Raw genomic sequence first — 13109 nt, 5'->3', positions numbered from 1 at the left:
TCAGCCCGCCCAGGTCCAGTGCCGGACCTCGGGCAGGTCCTCCCCGTGGGTGCGGATCCAGCGGCGGTGCCGGCCCTGGGCTTCGGTCATCCGCTGCCGCAGCACCCCGGCCGTCGCCACCAGGCCCGGCACCCGGTCGATCACGTCGATCACCAGCTGGAACCGGTCCATGTGGTTGAGCACCAGCATGTCGAACGGCGTCGTCGTCGTGCCGTGCTCGGTGTAGCCGCGCACGTGGAGGTCGTGGTGACCGGTTCGGCGGTAGGCCAGCCGGTGGATCAGCCACGGGTAGCCGTGGTAGGCGAAGATCACCGGCCGGTCCGGCGTGAACAGCGCGTCGTACTCCCGGTCGTTCAAGCCGTGCGGGTGTTCGGCCTCGGGTTGCAGGCGCATCAGGTCGACGACGTTGACCACCCGCACCGCCAGGTCCGGCAGTTCGGTGCGCAGGATCCGGGCGGCCGCCAGGACTTCCAGCGTCGGGGCGTCGCCCGCGCAGCCGAGGACGACGTCCGGTTCGCGGTCGGTGTGCGTGCTGGCCCACTCCCAGATGCTCACCCCGCGCGCGCAGTGCAGCGCGGCCTGCTCGGCGTCGAGCCAGTTCGGCGAGTCGTTCTTGCCGGCCACGACGACGTTCACGTAGTCCCGGCTGCGCAGGCAGTGCGCCGCGACCTCCAGCAGCGTGTTGGTGTCCGGCGGGAAGTAGACGCGCACGACCTCGGAGCTCTTGTTCGCGACGTGGTCGACGAACCCCGGGTCCTGGTGGGAGAAGCCGTTGTGGTCCTGCCGCCACACGTGTGAGGTGAGCAGGTAGTTCAGCGACGCCACCGGGCGCCGCCACGGGATCTGCCGGTGCACCCGCAGCCACTTGATGTGCTGGTTCACCATCGAGTCGACGATGTGCACGAAGGCCTCGTAGCAGGAGAAGAGCCCGTGCCGCCCCGAAAGCAGGTAGCCCTCGAGCCAGCCCTGGCACAGGTGCTCCGAGAGCACCTCGAGCACGCGGCCGTCCCGCGCGAGGTGTTCGTCGACCGGCTCGATCGCGGCCTGCCACTCCTTGGCGGTGACGTCGTAGACCGCGTCGAGCCGGTTGGACGCGGTCTCGTCGGGGCCGAAGAGGCGGAAGTTCGCCCGGTCGGCGTTGAGCGCGAACACGTCCCGCAGGAACCGGCCCAGCACGCGGGTCGGCTCGGCCGCGGTCGCGCCCGGAGCCGGGACCGCCACGGCGTGGGACGCGGTGTCCGGCAGCGTGAGCGGCCGCAGGAGCACACCCCCGTTGGCATTCGGGTTCGCGCCCATCCGCCGCTCCCCCGCCGGGATCAGCGCGGTGACGTCGGCGACCGGGCGGCCGGCCTCGTCGAACAACTCGGCCGGCCGGTACGACAGCAGCCAGTCCTCGAGCTGCTTCAGGTGTTCCGGGTTGTGCCGGACCTGCGCGAGCGGAACCTGGTGCGCGCGCCACGTGCCTTCGACCGGCAGTCCGTCCACAACGGACGGACCGGTCCAGCCCTTGGGGCTGCGCAGCACGATCACCGGCCACACCCCGCGCCGCTCGGCGAGGGTGGCGACCGCCGAGTCGAGCGCCGCGGCCATCGCCTGGTGCATCACCTCCGGATCGCTGCCCTCGACGTAGATCGGCGCGTAGCCGTAGCCGCGCAGCAAAGCGTCCAGCTCGGCCGACGCGATGCGTGACAGCACGGTCGGGTTGGCGATCTTGTACCCGTTGAGGTGCAGGATCGGCAACACCGCGCCGTCGCGGACCGGGTCGAGGAACTTGTTGGCGTGCCACGACGTCGCCAGCGGGCCGGTTTCGGCTTCGCCGTCGCCGACGACGCACGCGACCAGGAGCCCGGGGTTGTCGAACGCGGCCCCGAAGGCGTGCGCGAGCGAGTAGCCCAGCTCGCCGCCTTCGTGGATCGAGCCAGGTACCTGGGGCGCGACGTGGCTGGGCACGCCACCGGGGAAGGAGAACTGCTTGAACAGCTCCGCCATCCCGGCGGCGTCCCTGGTGACCTCGGGCCAGGCTTCGGTGTAGCTGCCTTCCAGCCACGTGTTGGCCAGCAGGGCCGGGCCGCCGTGGCCGGGACCGGTGACGAGCATGGCGTTCAGGTCGTGAGCCAGGATGGCCCGGTTGAGGTGGGCGTAGACGAAGTTGAGGCCGGGCGAGGTGCCCCAGTGCCCGAGCAGTCTCGGCTTGACGTGCTCGGGGCGCAACTCCTCGCGCAGCAGCGGGTTCGCCATCAGGTAGATCTGGCCGGCCGCGAGGTAGTTCGCGGCCCGCCAGAGGGCGTCGACCTGGGCGAGCTCGGTGCCGCCGAGCACCGTCGGGCGCACTTCGACGGCGGTCATGCCTTCTTCTCCGGGCGGACCACGAGCACCGGGCACTGGGCGTGCTGGACGAGCGCCTGGCTGGTGGAACCCAGCAGCATCCCGGTGAAGCCACCGCGGCCCCGGCTGCCGACGACCACGAGCTGAGCGGTCTCGCTCGCCTCGAGCAGGACGTGCCGGGCCCGCTCGCGGACGAGCAGGCGGCGGATCTCGACGTCGGGGTACTTCTCCTGCCAGCCCGCGAGCCGCTGGACCAGCAGTCGCTCCTCGTCTTCTTCGAGGGTGGCCGGCTGGGTCAGGATCCGGGCCGTGCCGCGGGTGTCCTCGTAGGCGACGTCGTTCCAGGCGTGCGCCGCGACCAGCGGCACGCCCCGCAGCGAAGCTTCCTCGAACGCGACTCCAATGGCCTGCTCGCTGTTCGGGCTGCCGTCGACGCCGACGACGACCGGACCCGAGTCCGGGACGACCGCGGAGCGGCGGCGGCCGCGGACGACCACGACCGGGCAGTGCCCGTGCGCCGCGACCGTGCCGGCGGTGCCGCCGACCAGCATGCCGGTGAACCCGCCGGAGCCGGTGGCGCCCAGGACCAGCATCCGGGCGTGGCGGGACTCGTCGATCAGCAGCGGAACCGGGGGGTCGTCAGGCATGTCGGTCGTGACGGCCAGGTCCTTGTCGATCGCCGCCGCGAGGGCACGGGCGTCGGCGAGGTGCTTTTCCGCGTCGGCCCGGATCGCGTCGAACAAGGTCGCCGCGCCGACGCCGGAAAGCCCGCCGCCGTAGTAGAGACCGGCGATCTGCAGGCCGTGCACGATCCTCAGCTCGAGGTGCCGCAAGGACGCGAGCTTCGCGGCCCAGACGACGGCCGCGGAGGAACCCGCCGAGCCGTCCACGCCCACGGTGATCCTCGGGTCGATGGCGCTCATCTTCTCTGCTCCTCACCCGCATACGCGGTGTCGGCGGCGACGACACCCGGCACGGCGAGCGCCAGCAGCCGGGCGACGTGCCGGTCGGATTCGTCGTCGAACTGGTCGGTGATGTGCACGGACCCGTCGCGGACCGCGACCTCCCAGCGGCCGCCGCCGCCGTAGATTTCCAAGCGGTGCCGCACGTCCCGGGCGATCTCGGCGTCTTCCCGCGCGAGGACGCGGACGACGTCGCCGCGGGTGACGATGCCGACGACGGCCGAGCCGTCGACGATCGGCATCGCGCGGATGCGGGCGTCCACCAGTGCCTGGCACAGGTCGGCGACGTCGGTGCCGGAGCTCATGGCGGTGACCGGGGTGGTCATCAGGTCGCCGGCGGTCTTGCCGGCCACGGATTCGCGGGGCTCGTGGGAGTAGCGGGAGTCGGCCGGGATGCGGCCGCGGATCAGGTCGGCCTCGGTGACGATGCCGACCAGCCGGTCGTCGTCGTCGACCACGGGCAGTGCGGTGAAGCCGTGCATGGACAGCAGCTCGGCCGCCTCCTTGGCGGACGTCCACGGGTGCACGGTGATCACCGGCGCGGTCATCAGGTCGCGTGCGCGCATCGGGGTTCCTTTCGGTCACCTCCCAACCTAGGGAGGCGGGATCCCGGTGACCGCTGGCGTCGGTCACCGGTCGCGGGGACTTACGTCCCTTCGCGCGTTCACGTCCACAAGGGACGAAGGTCCCGCCGGAGCCGCTGCCACGCCGCGGTCAGCGCCGCCGCGCACCGGGCCGCCGTGGCCGCCTCGGCCGCCCGGGCGGCCGCGAGCGCGCCGTCCCCGGCTTCCAGCGCGGCCAGAAGTTCTTGCGCGACGACGGCGTCCTGGAACTCGCCGAGCAGGTCCTGGAAGGCCTCGAGCGCCGGCTTGGCGCCCGGCGGCCGGACCCCGGCCTCCAGCGCGTACCGCAGTCGCTTGGAGGCCTTGCGCACGTCGTGGACGGCCCGGTCGCGCGCCGGCCCGGCGGGCAGCCCGGCCACCCGGGCCACGCGGCCGTCGACGTCCTCCGCCACCGCACGGGCGAGCTTCGGCAGCACCTTCGAGGCGGGGCGGCGAGCGGCCTTGCGCCACTCGTGGCGCGGCTGTTCGCTCAAGACCACTTCGAGCACGTCGAGGGCGTTGAGCAGCTGGACGTACCGGTGGCTGTCCAGTGCGCGCCGCACCTGCTCCCGCGCCTCGCCGGTCAACGCCGCGAAGTAGGCGTCCGTCCGCTCCCCCGCCCAGGCGCGCGAGCGAGCCCACTGGACCTCGACGTCGCGGGCCGGAGCGAGCTCACCGCCGAGCCAGCGCAGGGCGCCGCCGATCTCACGCAGCAGCTTGGTGCCACCCAATACGGGCGCGTAGGCCGAAAAAGCACCTCACAACCGGCGCGCGGCGACGCGCATGCGGTGCACCGCATCGGGTTTGTCCTGCCGCACGGCCAGGTCCGCCGCGGCCAGGGCCGCGATCTGCGTCCGCACGTACCGCAGGACCGCGCCCCGAGCCGAACCGTCGTGCGGCCGGTGCGGTTCGGCGATCCGGCCGCCCACGGCCGCGCGCAGCCCGGCGGCACCGCCGCCCTCGAGCCGCGCCACCGGCACCAGCCGCTCGTCACGGGTGTACGCCCGCAGCAGCCGCGACAGGGTGGGCGGGACGGCCTGGTCCGAGCCGGTGAAGCGCACCTCACCGTCCGGCGTTTCGAGACGCCATTCGCCGCCGCGGACGCCCAGCGTCAACCCGCTCCGGAGGAGCCGGAGGGCGTCGGTGTCGAAGAACGCGGTGCCCGCGACCGTGGTGGTCATGACCCCGCCAGCCGGTGCCGGGCCAGCAAGGCCAGCCCGAGGAGCACCACCACGAGGCCCGCGGTCACCCACTGGACCGGGGCCCGCACGCCGATCACGCCGAACTGGACCGCCAGCCAGCCGGTCAGCACCCCGCAGGCGGCCAGTGCCGCGATCGGCGCGCGGAAGTCGATCCGCCAGGCGAACACCGAAGCCGCGGCCAGGGTGCCGCCGATGCCCAGTGCCAGCGCGAGCCCCGGCAGCACCCAGCTGGTCAACCCGAGCGGGGCCAGCCAATCGACCGGCATCGTGAACCCCGGCGCGCCCGCGGCCAGCGAGATCCCGCCGTACACCGCGCTCGCCGCCAGCAGCGTCTCGAACGTGGCCAGCAGGCGCATCGTGGCCCGCGTCCGCAGCGTGCTCACGTCCCGCTCCCGGTCCGCTGCGGCCGGACGACCGCGACCGGGCACGGCGAGTGCGCGATGAGCGCTTGGCTCGTCGAGCCGAGCAGCATGCCGGTGAACCCGCCGCGGCCGCGGCAGCCGACCACGATCAGCTGGGCGCGCTCGCCGCGTTCCAGCAGGGTCCGCACCGGGCGCCCGCGGGTGACCTCCAGCTCGATCGTCAGGTCGGAGTACTTCCGCTGCCAGCCCACGACCTGCTCGGCCAGCTTGACGCGCTCCGCCGTAGCGATCGCGACGGGATCCTCCTCGAGCGGGTGCGCGCGGAGCATGCCGTCGGCGAGGACGTCGCTCCACGTGTGCACCGCGACGAGAGCGGTACCACGCAGCCGGGCCTCCTCGCACGCGAACGCGAGCGCGACGTCGCTGTCGGGCGAGCCGTCGGCGCCGACGAGCACCGGCCCGGTGGCCGGCGGCGGGTCGTGCGGCGTCCGGCCGCGGACCACGACGATCGGGCAGTGCGCGTGCGCCACCACCGAGACGGCGGTCGAGCCGACGAGCAGGCCGGTGAACCCGCCCAGCCCGCGCGAGCCCAGCACGACCAGCTCGGCGTGCTGCGACTCCTGCACCAGCGCGGTGACCGGGCTCCACTCCCGGGCGGCCGTGGTGATCTCCAGGCCCGGGTGCTCGGCGAGCACCGCGGTCTTCGCCTCGGCGAGCCATTCTTCGGCTCTCGCCGCCAAGCCTTCGCGCACTTGCTCGTGCGTGCCGAACGCGACCGGAGCGCTCACCTGCGGCAGGGCGTAAACCTGCACGAGCCGCAGGGGGCGGCCCCGGCGGACGGCCTCGGTCCCGGCCCAGGCGGCCGCCTGCACTGCCGAAGCCGAGCCGTCGATGCCGGCGACGACGGCGCCGTCAACGAACCCGTGCATGGCCGTCCTCCTCGTGGATGAGCCGCTGGACCCGGTCGAAGCGGGTGCGGGCGCGGTTCTCCTCGGCCTGCTCCGCCTCGGCGGTCAGCACGATCACGTCCGGTCCGGGGAAGACCGTCGACACGTGGTCGTCGTGCGTCCAGCGGACGACGTAGGGCGGACCGCCGTCGGCCGAGTGGACCTCCAGGATCCGGCCGCGCTGTTCCGGCGCGTCAACCCACGGGCCCTTGACGACGAGCCAGTCGCCCGGCTGTGCGTGCATCGTCCCTTCCTTTCTCAAACGTCCACAGTGGACGGCTCAGGGGTGTGCGGTGTGCCGGGGCGCCGCGAGGCGCGGTGCGCGGCGACGGCGATCAGGACGACGCCGCCGGCCAGCGTGACGGCACCGGAAGCCAGCAGGGCCAAGGCGATCCAGCCGAGCGCGGGTGCGGTGGCGCCCGCGTCGGCGCGCACGGAGACCCCGCGCGAGGAGTCGGCGTTCATCACGACGGCGGTCCACTGCCCGTCGCGCACCGGCCAGCCGACGGTCTGCGTGCCCGCGCCCGACGCGCTCGCGACCCACACCCCGGCGTCGCCGGGCAGGACAGCCGGGGCACCGCCCGGGTGCGTGCGGTTCCCGGCGGTCGTGTACTCCGTGGCGGCCAGGTACCGCTCGACGTCGGCCGTGCGGCCGATGCCCACGAAGATCGGGCGGCCGGCGGTGTCCGCGGCCCGGATCCGGACGTCGCCGAGGACGGCCGTCGCCTTGGGTGCGGCCACGCCCCGCAGCGCCACGGGATCGGTGGCGACCGCGTAGCCGTCCGAGACGAAGGTGGCCGACGCGGTGAGGTAGCCGTCGGCGTCGCGCTGGGTGCGATCCGCCCACAGCACGGCCCCGCCGCCGGTGAGCAGGCCCATCGACCCGAACACCAGCACCGCGCCGGTCACCGCGGCGGCGATCCGCCCGGCGGTCCAGCCGGCCGCTTGCGGGTGGGGCGCCTGCGGGTGCGGCGGCTCGTGGCCGGCTTCGGCGCCGCCCATGTCGAGCCGGAACGGCGGGTACTCGTCGGTCATCAGCGACACGTAGGCCGCGACGCGCAGCACCCACCGGTCCATCCCGAGCACGAAGTCGAAAATCGGGCGCGGGTAGCGGCCGGTGAACAGCAGCACCACACCGGCGACGACGACCAGCACGCCCACGAGACCGCCGGCGGCCCAGTCGAAGCCGCCATTGTCCGCCCGGAAGGCCAGCCAGCTGCCACCGCCGACGAACAACCCGACGATGACGAAGTGCGGGATCGCGAGCAGCCACCACTTCACGAGCACCAGCCCGCGCGAAAGCCGTTCCGGGTAGGCGATCTCGAGCCGTGCCGGGTAGTCCGGGACGTCGGCGAAGGTGAACGGCGGGTACCGGTCGGTGCCGAGCGCGGCGTAGGAGTAGTACTGCACGCGCCAGCTCCAGCGCAGCACACCGGAAGTGAACTCGAACAGCGGCCGGGGGTACCGGCCGGTCACGAGGATCGCGAAGAAGGCCGCGATCGTGGCGAACGGGTAGGCGAACCACAGGAACGCCAGCACGACGTAGTGCGGGACCGCCAGCAGCCACTTCACCAGCCAGAGCCCGCGGGACAGCGGTTCGTCCAGGGTCGCCTCGACCCGGACCGGGTAGTCGGTCATGACACGCTCCGTTCCGCGTGGGCCAGGCTCGTCCCGATCTCGCGGCCCCAGGCGCGGATCGAGGGCCAGTCCCGGTTGTCGGCGTCGGGAACCCGAAGCGCCGTCACCACGGCGTGTTCGGGGAAGTTCAGGGTGTGGCGGTCGATCCGGCCGCCGAACAGCCGGTGGCCGCGGGCGTCGAGCCGGCGCACGAGGTCGTCGACGACGACGGGCTCTTCGGCCGGGTGCGTCTGCTCACCGACCGGACCGCTGGAAAAGAGCCACAGCGGAACCCGGCGCAGCTCGTCCGCGCACGACTCCGCGAGCTTCCTGGCCGGTTCGAGCCAGTGTCCCAGGTAGACAGCGCTGCCGAGGACCACGGCGTCGAAGCCTTCGATCGAGTGCACGAGAGCCGCGTCGCGGACTTCGACGAACGACCGCGTGCCGGCGTCGGTCAGCGCGGAGCCGAGCGCGGTGGCCACGCTTTCGGCGATTTCCCTGGTGGACCCGTGCCGGGTCGCCACCGCGACGAGGACCTTCATGTCGTCACCGTCGCCTCTTCCCAGAGCTCGACGCCGACGACGCCGTAGACCGTCTTCGCCAGTGCCGTCACGACCCGGCGTTCGGCCTCGTCGGTGAACACGCCGCGGATGGTCACCATGCCGCCGGTGACGGAGACGGCCCAGCGGTCGCGGTGCCCGGAGTAGTCGGCGAGCAGGGCGTTGAGGTGCGAGGCGACCGAGTCGTCCTGGCGCACCAGCGGCGTGAGCATGTCGCGGCGGCTGACGATGCCCACGAGCACACCGTCGTCCACCACCGGGATGCTGCGCAGCCGGTCGCCCAGCATGCGGCGGGCGATCTCGGCGACGTCGGTGTCGAGCCCGACCGTCTCGGCCGGTGCGGTCATCGTCGTGGCCACGAGCACGTCCGGCGCCGGTCCTTTCCCGGCCACGCCGCTCGAGAGCGCATCGGCTTCGGTGAAAACGCCGAGCACGGCGTCGTCCTCGCCCACCACCGGCAGTGCGGCGACGCAGTGTTCGGTGAGCAGCACGATGGCTTCGCGGACCGGTGTCGCCGGGCCGACCCGGACCACGGGCCTCGTCATGATGTCGCGTGCCTTCACGACAGCTCCTTCCCTGGAGGTCAATGCACGACGGCGACCGGGCAGGCCGCGTGCGCGAGCAAGGCGTTGCCGGTCGACCCCAGGACGCCACCGGCGACCGGACCGCGGCCCCGCGTGCCGACGACGAACAAGCGAGCGTCGGGAGCCACGTGCTGCAGGGCGCGCGCCGGTACCCGGTCCCGCACGACCTGGCTGAACACCTCGAGGTCCGGGTACTTGCCCTGCCAGGCCGCGACCCGCGTTTCGAGCTCGTACTGTTCGGCGACGCCGTCTCCGGCGTGCCAGGCGTGCACGACCAGCAGCCGCGCCCGGGTCGCTGCCGCCGTCTCGACGGCGAACCGCAGCGCGTGCTCGCTGGACTCCGTCCGGTCGATCCCGACGACGACGGGCCCCTTCCGGGCCGGCCGGTGGCCGGGGACCACGACGACCGGGCACGGCGCTTCCGCCGCCACGCGCAGGGCCACCGAACCGATCAGCGCGCCACGCAGGCCGCCGAGGCCATGGGAGCCGAGCACCACCAGCGCCGCGTCGGCCGCCTCTTCGAGCAGCAGGTCGACCGCCAGGCCGAGCCGGACCGCCGTCTCGACCCGCACCCCGGGCACCTGCTCGCGGGCGACGTCGGCAGCGCGGCGGAGCCAGCGGTGGACGTGTTCCAGCAGGAGCTCTTCGTGCGCCCGCGGGGGCGTGTCGTCGAAGACGGACGCGTGCACCAGCCGCAGCGTCACGTCGCGGCGCATCGCTTCTTCCGCCGCCCAGCGGACGGCGGCGAAGGACGCCTCCGAGGCGTCCACCCCGGCGAGCACGGGGCGGTGCGCGGGTGCGGTCATCGGATCCTCCTGGGGGTCGGGAAATCAGCATGAGCGGAGCGGGTACTGGCCGGTCAGAGCACGAAGTCCCTTTCGCCGGGGACCAAATCCGCCTGTCCTGGCGGCCGGGACAGGCTGACGCGCGCGCCGGTGAAGGACGCCTGCGCGGCGGCGCGCGAACTCGACTTCACCGACGTCCGGAGCGGCGTCGTCGCGGCCGCCGGGTGGCTGCGCACGCTGCCCGAGCGCCGGCACAATCGCCGCCACGGCCCACCCCGGCAGCCGACCCGGCTGACCCCGGACGACCTGGACGCGGGCTCGGCCTGGACCCTCCTCGGCGACCGGCCGGGCAGTGAGTTCGCGCTCGGCGTCGCCGGCAAGTTCTGGCGGCCGGTGATCACCTGGCGGCGGGTCGAGGCCGACGACTTCGCGGCGTTCGACGAAGCCGGCTACGGCAAGCTGGTGCTGGCGGTGTCGGCGTTCCCCTACGGCCCGCACCGCACGGTGCTGACGGTGCACACGCGGGTCCGGATGAGCGATCCGGAGAGCTGGGTGAAGTTCCGCCGCTACTGGCGGATCGCCCGGCCGGCGCTCGGTTCCGTCCACACGGCGCTCATCCGCGCGGTGGCCGCGAACGCCCGGGAGCGGGCGCTCGCGGCCTACACGCGGACCGATCAGCCCTGAGGCTCCGCCGCCGGCTGCCGGGGCATGTCCTCGGCGGCCGGCACGACGTCCGCTTCGTTCTCCTTGATCGCGTGGTGTTCGACGGCACGCAGGTAGTGGCCCAGCGCCGGGCCGTGCCGTCCGCGCTCGGCGACGTCACGCCGCGCCTCGGCTTCGATGGCCGCCTTTTCCTTGTCGTCCATGGTTCTCCTCCTCGGTTCAGCGCGGCAGCAGGGTCGCCGCGTGGTCGGGGACGTAGGTCTGCAGCCGCCGGTCGGGGCGGAAGTAGCCGGTCGGCTCGGGCCGCGGCGGCAGCGAGACCGCCTGGCGGGACACTTCGTGGTACGGGATACCGGCGAGCAGGTGCGCGATCATGTTCAGCCGCCCGCGCCGTTTCTCCTCGCTTTCCACCACGTGCCAAGGGGATTCGGTGGTGTCGGTGTGCACGAACATGTCGTCCTTGGCGCGGGAGTAGTCCTCCCAGTGCGTCACCGACTGCAGGTCGATCGTCGAAAGCTTCCAGCGGCGCATCGGGTCGTCGATGCGGGCGCGGAACCGGCGTTCCTGCTCGTCGAGGCTGACGGAGAACCAGTACTTGCGCAGCAGGATGCCGTCGTCGATGAGCAGGCGCTCGAAGATCGGGCACTGCTGGAGGAACCGCTTGTGCTCTTCGGGTGTGCAGAACCCCATCACCCGCTCGACGCCGGCGCGGTTGTACCAGCTGCGGTCGAACAGCACGATCTCGCCGGCGGCCGGCAGGTGCTCGATGTAACGCTGGAAGTACCACTGCGTGCGCTCGCGTTCGGTCGGGCTCGGCAGCGCGGCGATCCGCACGACGCGGGGATTCAGGTGCTCGGTGACGCGCTTGATCGTGCTGCCCTTGCCCGCCGCGTCCCGGCCTTCGAACACCACGACCAGTCGAGCGCCTTCGTGGCGCACCCACTCCTGCAGCTTTACCAGCTCGGCCTGCAGCCGCAGCAGTTCGCGCTCGTAGAGCTCGCGCGGGAGCTTCTTCCATCCGCCCATACCCCGACGCTACGAACCGCGGTGGCCGCCCGGCTGCGGCCGGACGTCGGCGGCGCAGGGGTCTTTGGTCCCTCTCCGCGAGGCGGTGCGGCCCTCGCCCGCGCGCGCCCGCGGGAGGACGGTCGGGGCATGAACGCCACCTTCCCGCTCGGGCGGCCCGCCGGTGTCCGCGTCGGCGCGCACTGGTCCGTGCTGCTGATCATGGCCCTGCTGGCCGGGCTGCTGGCGCAATCCCTGCTGCCGGAGGCAGTCCCCGGCCGGTCCCCGGCGGTGTACTGGACGGCCGGGTTGCTCGGCGCGGTGCTGTTCCTCGGCTCCCTGCTGGCGCACGAACTCGGCCACGCGCTCGTCGCGCGGCACCGCGGGCTGGCCGTGGACCGCGTCACGCTGTGGGTGCTCGGCGGCAGCACCGAGATGCCCGACGAACCCCCGACCCCGCGGACGGCGTTCGCGGTCGCGGTCGCCGGTCCGGTGACGAGCCTCCTGGCCGGTGCGGGCTTCCTCGGTGCCTCCTTCCTGCTTCCCGGCATCGCCGGTGTGACGGCGTCCTGGCTGGGCTGGACGAACCTGGCGCTGGCGGTGTTCAACCTGCTGCCGGGCGCACCGCTGGACGGCGGCCGGGTCCTGCAGGCGATCGTCTGGCGGCTGACCGGCGACAAGCGCCGGGCGCAGGCCACCGCGGCCCGGTCGGGCAACGTCGTCGGGCTGCTGCTGGCCGTGGCCGGCCTGGTCGAGCTGCTGTGGTTCGGCAGTTTCGCCGGTCTGTGGCTGGCGGGCATCGGCTGGTTCCTGGCCTTCAGCGCCCGTGCCGAGCTCGCGGCGGGCCCGGCACCCGAGGTCCTCGGCCGGATCCGGCTCGGCGAGATCATGACGCCGGACCCGGTCACGGCTCCCGGCTGGTTCACCGTCCGGGGATTCGCCGAGCAGGCCGCGTCGGCGCGGTTCCGGACGTTCCCGGTGGTTTCGTTCGACGGCCGCCCGCTCGGCGTGGTCAGCCTGGCCCGGCTCGGCCGCGTACCGGAGCAGGTACGGGCCTCGACCCGGGTCGAAGACGTCTGCGCGCGACCACCCGCCTGCCTCCTGGCGGCCCCGGAAACGCCGCTGAGCGCGGTCCTCGGCCGGATCGGCAACCGGCCGGGGCAGGACCTCGTCCTGGTGGTCTCGGACGGCGTGCTGGCCGGCGTGGTCAGCCCGGCCGACGTCGCCCGCACGCTCGAGCTGGCGGTGCTGGGCGCCGAAGCCCGCCGTTCGGCCCGGTAGCGCAGCTCAGCGACTCGGCGTGACGCCCGCGGGGCCGTCACGACCTGGTGGAAACCTGCTGCTGCAACGGCTTCCAGGTCGGGTGGACTCGCCCGCTTCCACTTCGGCAAGGAGGACTCGGAAGCTCATGGGCAGACCAGTTCCTTCCCAGGTTTCGCAGCGTGGGCACAATCTGGCGGCATCGCTGCCTTTCGCGGACGCAACGCATCAAGAC

The 13109-nt window shown here is 73.2% G+C and carries 15 protein-coding genes and 1 pseudogene; 2 read left to right on the top strand and 14 right to left on the bottom strand.

What is annotated here, in order from left to right; all coding sequences use genetic code 11:
* From MUY14_RS08400 to MUY14_RS08345, 12 genes and pseudogenes are all read right to left on the bottom strand, one after another.
* The gene (locus tag MUY14_RS08400) at positions 1–2346 is read right to left on the bottom strand and encodes a phosphoketolase (RefSeq protein ID WP_247022246.1); all 2346 of its coding nucleotides are present in this window, start codon (positions 2344–2346) and stop codon (positions 1–3) included.
* Complete coding sequence (locus tag MUY14_RS08395; protein WP_247022244.1) at positions 2343–3248, bottom strand: universal stress protein; 906 nt, start codon at positions 3246–3248, stop codon at positions 2343–2345. The genes MUY14_RS08400 and MUY14_RS08395 overlap by 4 nt, the downstream gene beginning before the upstream one ends.
* Complete coding sequence (locus tag MUY14_RS08390) at positions 3245–3853, bottom strand: HPP family protein (RefSeq protein ID WP_247022242.1); 609 nt, start codon at positions 3851–3853, stop codon at positions 3245–3247. The genes MUY14_RS08395 and MUY14_RS08390 overlap by 4 nt, the downstream gene beginning before the upstream one ends.
* Before the next feature lie 98 nt (positions 3854–3951).
* Positions 3952–4632: pseudogene (locus MUY14_RS08385) on the bottom strand (CHAD domain-containing protein); the annotation flags it as partial.
* 15 nt (positions 4633–4647) lie between these two features.
* Positions 4648–5070 carry a CHAD domain-containing protein gene (locus tag MUY14_RS08380; RefSeq protein WP_247022238.1) on the bottom strand — a complete coding sequence of 141 codons (423 nt, stop codon included), beginning with the start codon at positions 5068–5070 and terminating at the stop codon, positions 4648–4650.
* A complete protein-coding gene (locus tag MUY14_RS08375) occupies positions 5067–5474 on the bottom strand; it encodes a hypothetical protein (RefSeq protein ID WP_247022236.1) in 408 nt (135 codons plus the stop codon). Before MUY14_RS08375 ends, MUY14_RS08380 begins: the two co-directional genes overlap by 4 nt.
* On the bottom strand, positions 5471–6382 hold the full coding sequence (locus MUY14_RS08370) for a universal stress protein (RefSeq protein ID WP_247022234.1): 912 nt from the start codon (positions 6380–6382) through the stop codon (positions 5471–5473). The genes MUY14_RS08375 and MUY14_RS08370 overlap by 4 nt, the downstream gene beginning before the upstream one ends.
* Positions 6366–6644: a DUF1918 domain-containing protein gene (locus MUY14_RS08365; RefSeq protein ID WP_247022232.1), complete on the bottom strand. Its 279-nt coding sequence runs from the start codon at positions 6642–6644 to the stop codon at positions 6366–6368. The genes MUY14_RS08370 and MUY14_RS08365 overlap by 17 nt, the downstream gene beginning before the upstream one ends.
* A 14-nt stretch (positions 6645–6658) precedes the next feature.
* Positions 6659–8038, bottom strand: a complete 1380-nt coding sequence (locus tag MUY14_RS08360; RefSeq protein ID WP_247022229.1) for a DUF4389 domain-containing protein — start codon at positions 8036–8038, stop codon at positions 6659–6661.
* On the bottom strand, positions 8035–8559 hold the full coding sequence (locus MUY14_RS08355; RefSeq protein ID WP_247022227.1) for a flavodoxin domain-containing protein: 525 nt from the start codon (positions 8557–8559) through the stop codon (positions 8035–8037). Before MUY14_RS08355 ends, MUY14_RS08360 begins: the two co-directional genes overlap by 4 nt.
* Complete coding sequence (locus tag MUY14_RS08350; RefSeq protein WP_247022225.1) at positions 8556–9140, bottom strand: HPP family protein; 585 nt, start codon at positions 9138–9140, stop codon at positions 8556–8558. The genes MUY14_RS08355 and MUY14_RS08350 overlap by 4 nt, the downstream gene beginning before the upstream one ends.
* Positions 9141–9160: 20 nt before the next feature.
* Complete coding sequence (locus MUY14_RS08345) at positions 9161–9967, bottom strand: universal stress protein (RefSeq protein ID WP_247022222.1); 807 nt, start codon at positions 9965–9967, stop codon at positions 9161–9163.
* 129 nt (positions 9968–10096) lie between these two features.
* On the opposite strand from MUY14_RS08345, the gene MUY14_RS08340 reads away from it, so the two are divergent.
* Entirely contained in the window at positions 10097–10630 is a 534-nt protein-coding gene (locus MUY14_RS08340) for a hypothetical protein (RefSeq protein WP_247022220.1), read from the top strand.
* Here the strand turns inward: MUY14_RS08340 and MUY14_RS08335 are convergent.
* Together MUY14_RS08335 and ppk2 are read right to left on the bottom strand one after the other, a co-directional pair.
* Complete coding sequence (locus MUY14_RS08335) at positions 10621–10812, bottom strand: hypothetical protein (protein ID WP_247022218.1); 192 nt, start codon at positions 10810–10812, stop codon at positions 10621–10623. The two genes, MUY14_RS08340 and MUY14_RS08335, sit on opposite strands and share 10 nt — an antisense overlap.
* Positions 10813–10828: 16 nt before the next feature.
* The gene (gene ppk2 / locus MUY14_RS08330) at positions 10829–11635 is read right to left on the bottom strand and encodes a polyphosphate kinase 2 (RefSeq protein ID WP_247022216.1); all 807 of its coding nucleotides are present in this window, start codon (positions 11633–11635) and stop codon (positions 10829–10831) included.
* Positions 11636–11764: 129 nt separating this feature from the next.
* Between ppk2 and MUY14_RS08325 the strand changes: the two genes are divergently transcribed.
* On the top strand, positions 11765–12895 hold the full coding sequence (locus MUY14_RS08325) for a site-2 protease family protein (RefSeq protein WP_247022214.1): 1131 nt from the start codon (positions 11765–11767) through the stop codon (positions 12893–12895).
* Positions 12896–13109 lie beyond the last annotated feature (214 nt).

It is taken from the genome of Amycolatopsis sp. FBCC-B4732 (assembly GCF_023008405.1).
GTDB classification, from domain to species: domain Bacteria; phylum Actinomycetota; class Actinomycetes; order Mycobacteriales; family Pseudonocardiaceae; genus Amycolatopsis; species Amycolatopsis pretoriensis_A.
This window is presented reverse-complemented; position numbering and strand designations above follow the sequence as displayed.

Excerpts from the sequence above, each read along its gene's own strand:
- MUY14_RS08400 (WP_247022246.1), bottom strand. The coding sequence starts at position 2,346 with ATGACCGCCGTCGAAGTGCGCCCGACGGTGCTCGGCGGCACCGAGCTC.
- MUY14_RS08395 (WP_247022244.1), bottom strand. The coding sequence starts at position 3,248 with ATGAGCGCCATCGACCCGAGGATCACCGTGGGCGTGGACGGCTCGGCG.
- MUY14_RS08390 (WP_247022242.1), bottom strand. The coding sequence starts at position 3,853 with ATGCGCGCACGCGACCTGATGACCGCGCCGGTGATCACCGTGCACCCG.
- MUY14_RS08380 (WP_247022238.1), bottom strand. The coding sequence starts at position 5,070 with ATGACCACCACGGTCGCGGGCACCGCGTTCTTCGACACCGACGCCCTC.
- MUY14_RS08370 (WP_247022234.1), bottom strand. The coding sequence starts at position 6,382 with ATGCACGGGTTCGTTGACGGCGCCGTCGTCGCCGGCATCGACGGCTCG.
- MUY14_RS08365 (WP_247022232.1), bottom strand. The coding sequence starts at position 6,644 with ATGCACGCACAGCCGGGCGACTGGCTCGTCGTCAAGGGCCCGTGGGTT.
- MUY14_RS08360 (WP_247022229.1), bottom strand. The coding sequence starts at position 8,038 with ATGACCGACTACCCGGTCCGGGTCGAGGCGACCCTGGACGAACCGCTG.
- MUY14_RS08355 (WP_247022227.1), bottom strand. The coding sequence starts at position 8,559 with ATGAAGGTCCTCGTCGCGGTGGCGACCCGGCACGGGTCCACCAGGGAA.
- MUY14_RS08345 (WP_247022222.1), bottom strand. The coding sequence starts at position 9,967 with ATGACCGCACCCGCGCACCGCCCCGTGCTCGCCGGGGTGGACGCCTCG.
- MUY14_RS08335 (WP_247022218.1), bottom strand. The coding sequence starts at position 10,812 with ATGGACGACAAGGAAAAGGCGGCCATCGAAGCCGAGGCGCGGCGTGAC.
- ppk2 (WP_247022216.1), bottom strand. The coding sequence starts at position 11,635 with ATGGGCGGATGGAAGAAGCTCCCGCGCGAGCTCTACGAGCGCGAACTG.
- MUY14_RS08325 (WP_247022214.1), top strand. The coding sequence starts at position 11,765 with ATGAACGCCACCTTCCCGCTCGGGCGGCCCGCCGGTGTCCGCGTCGGC.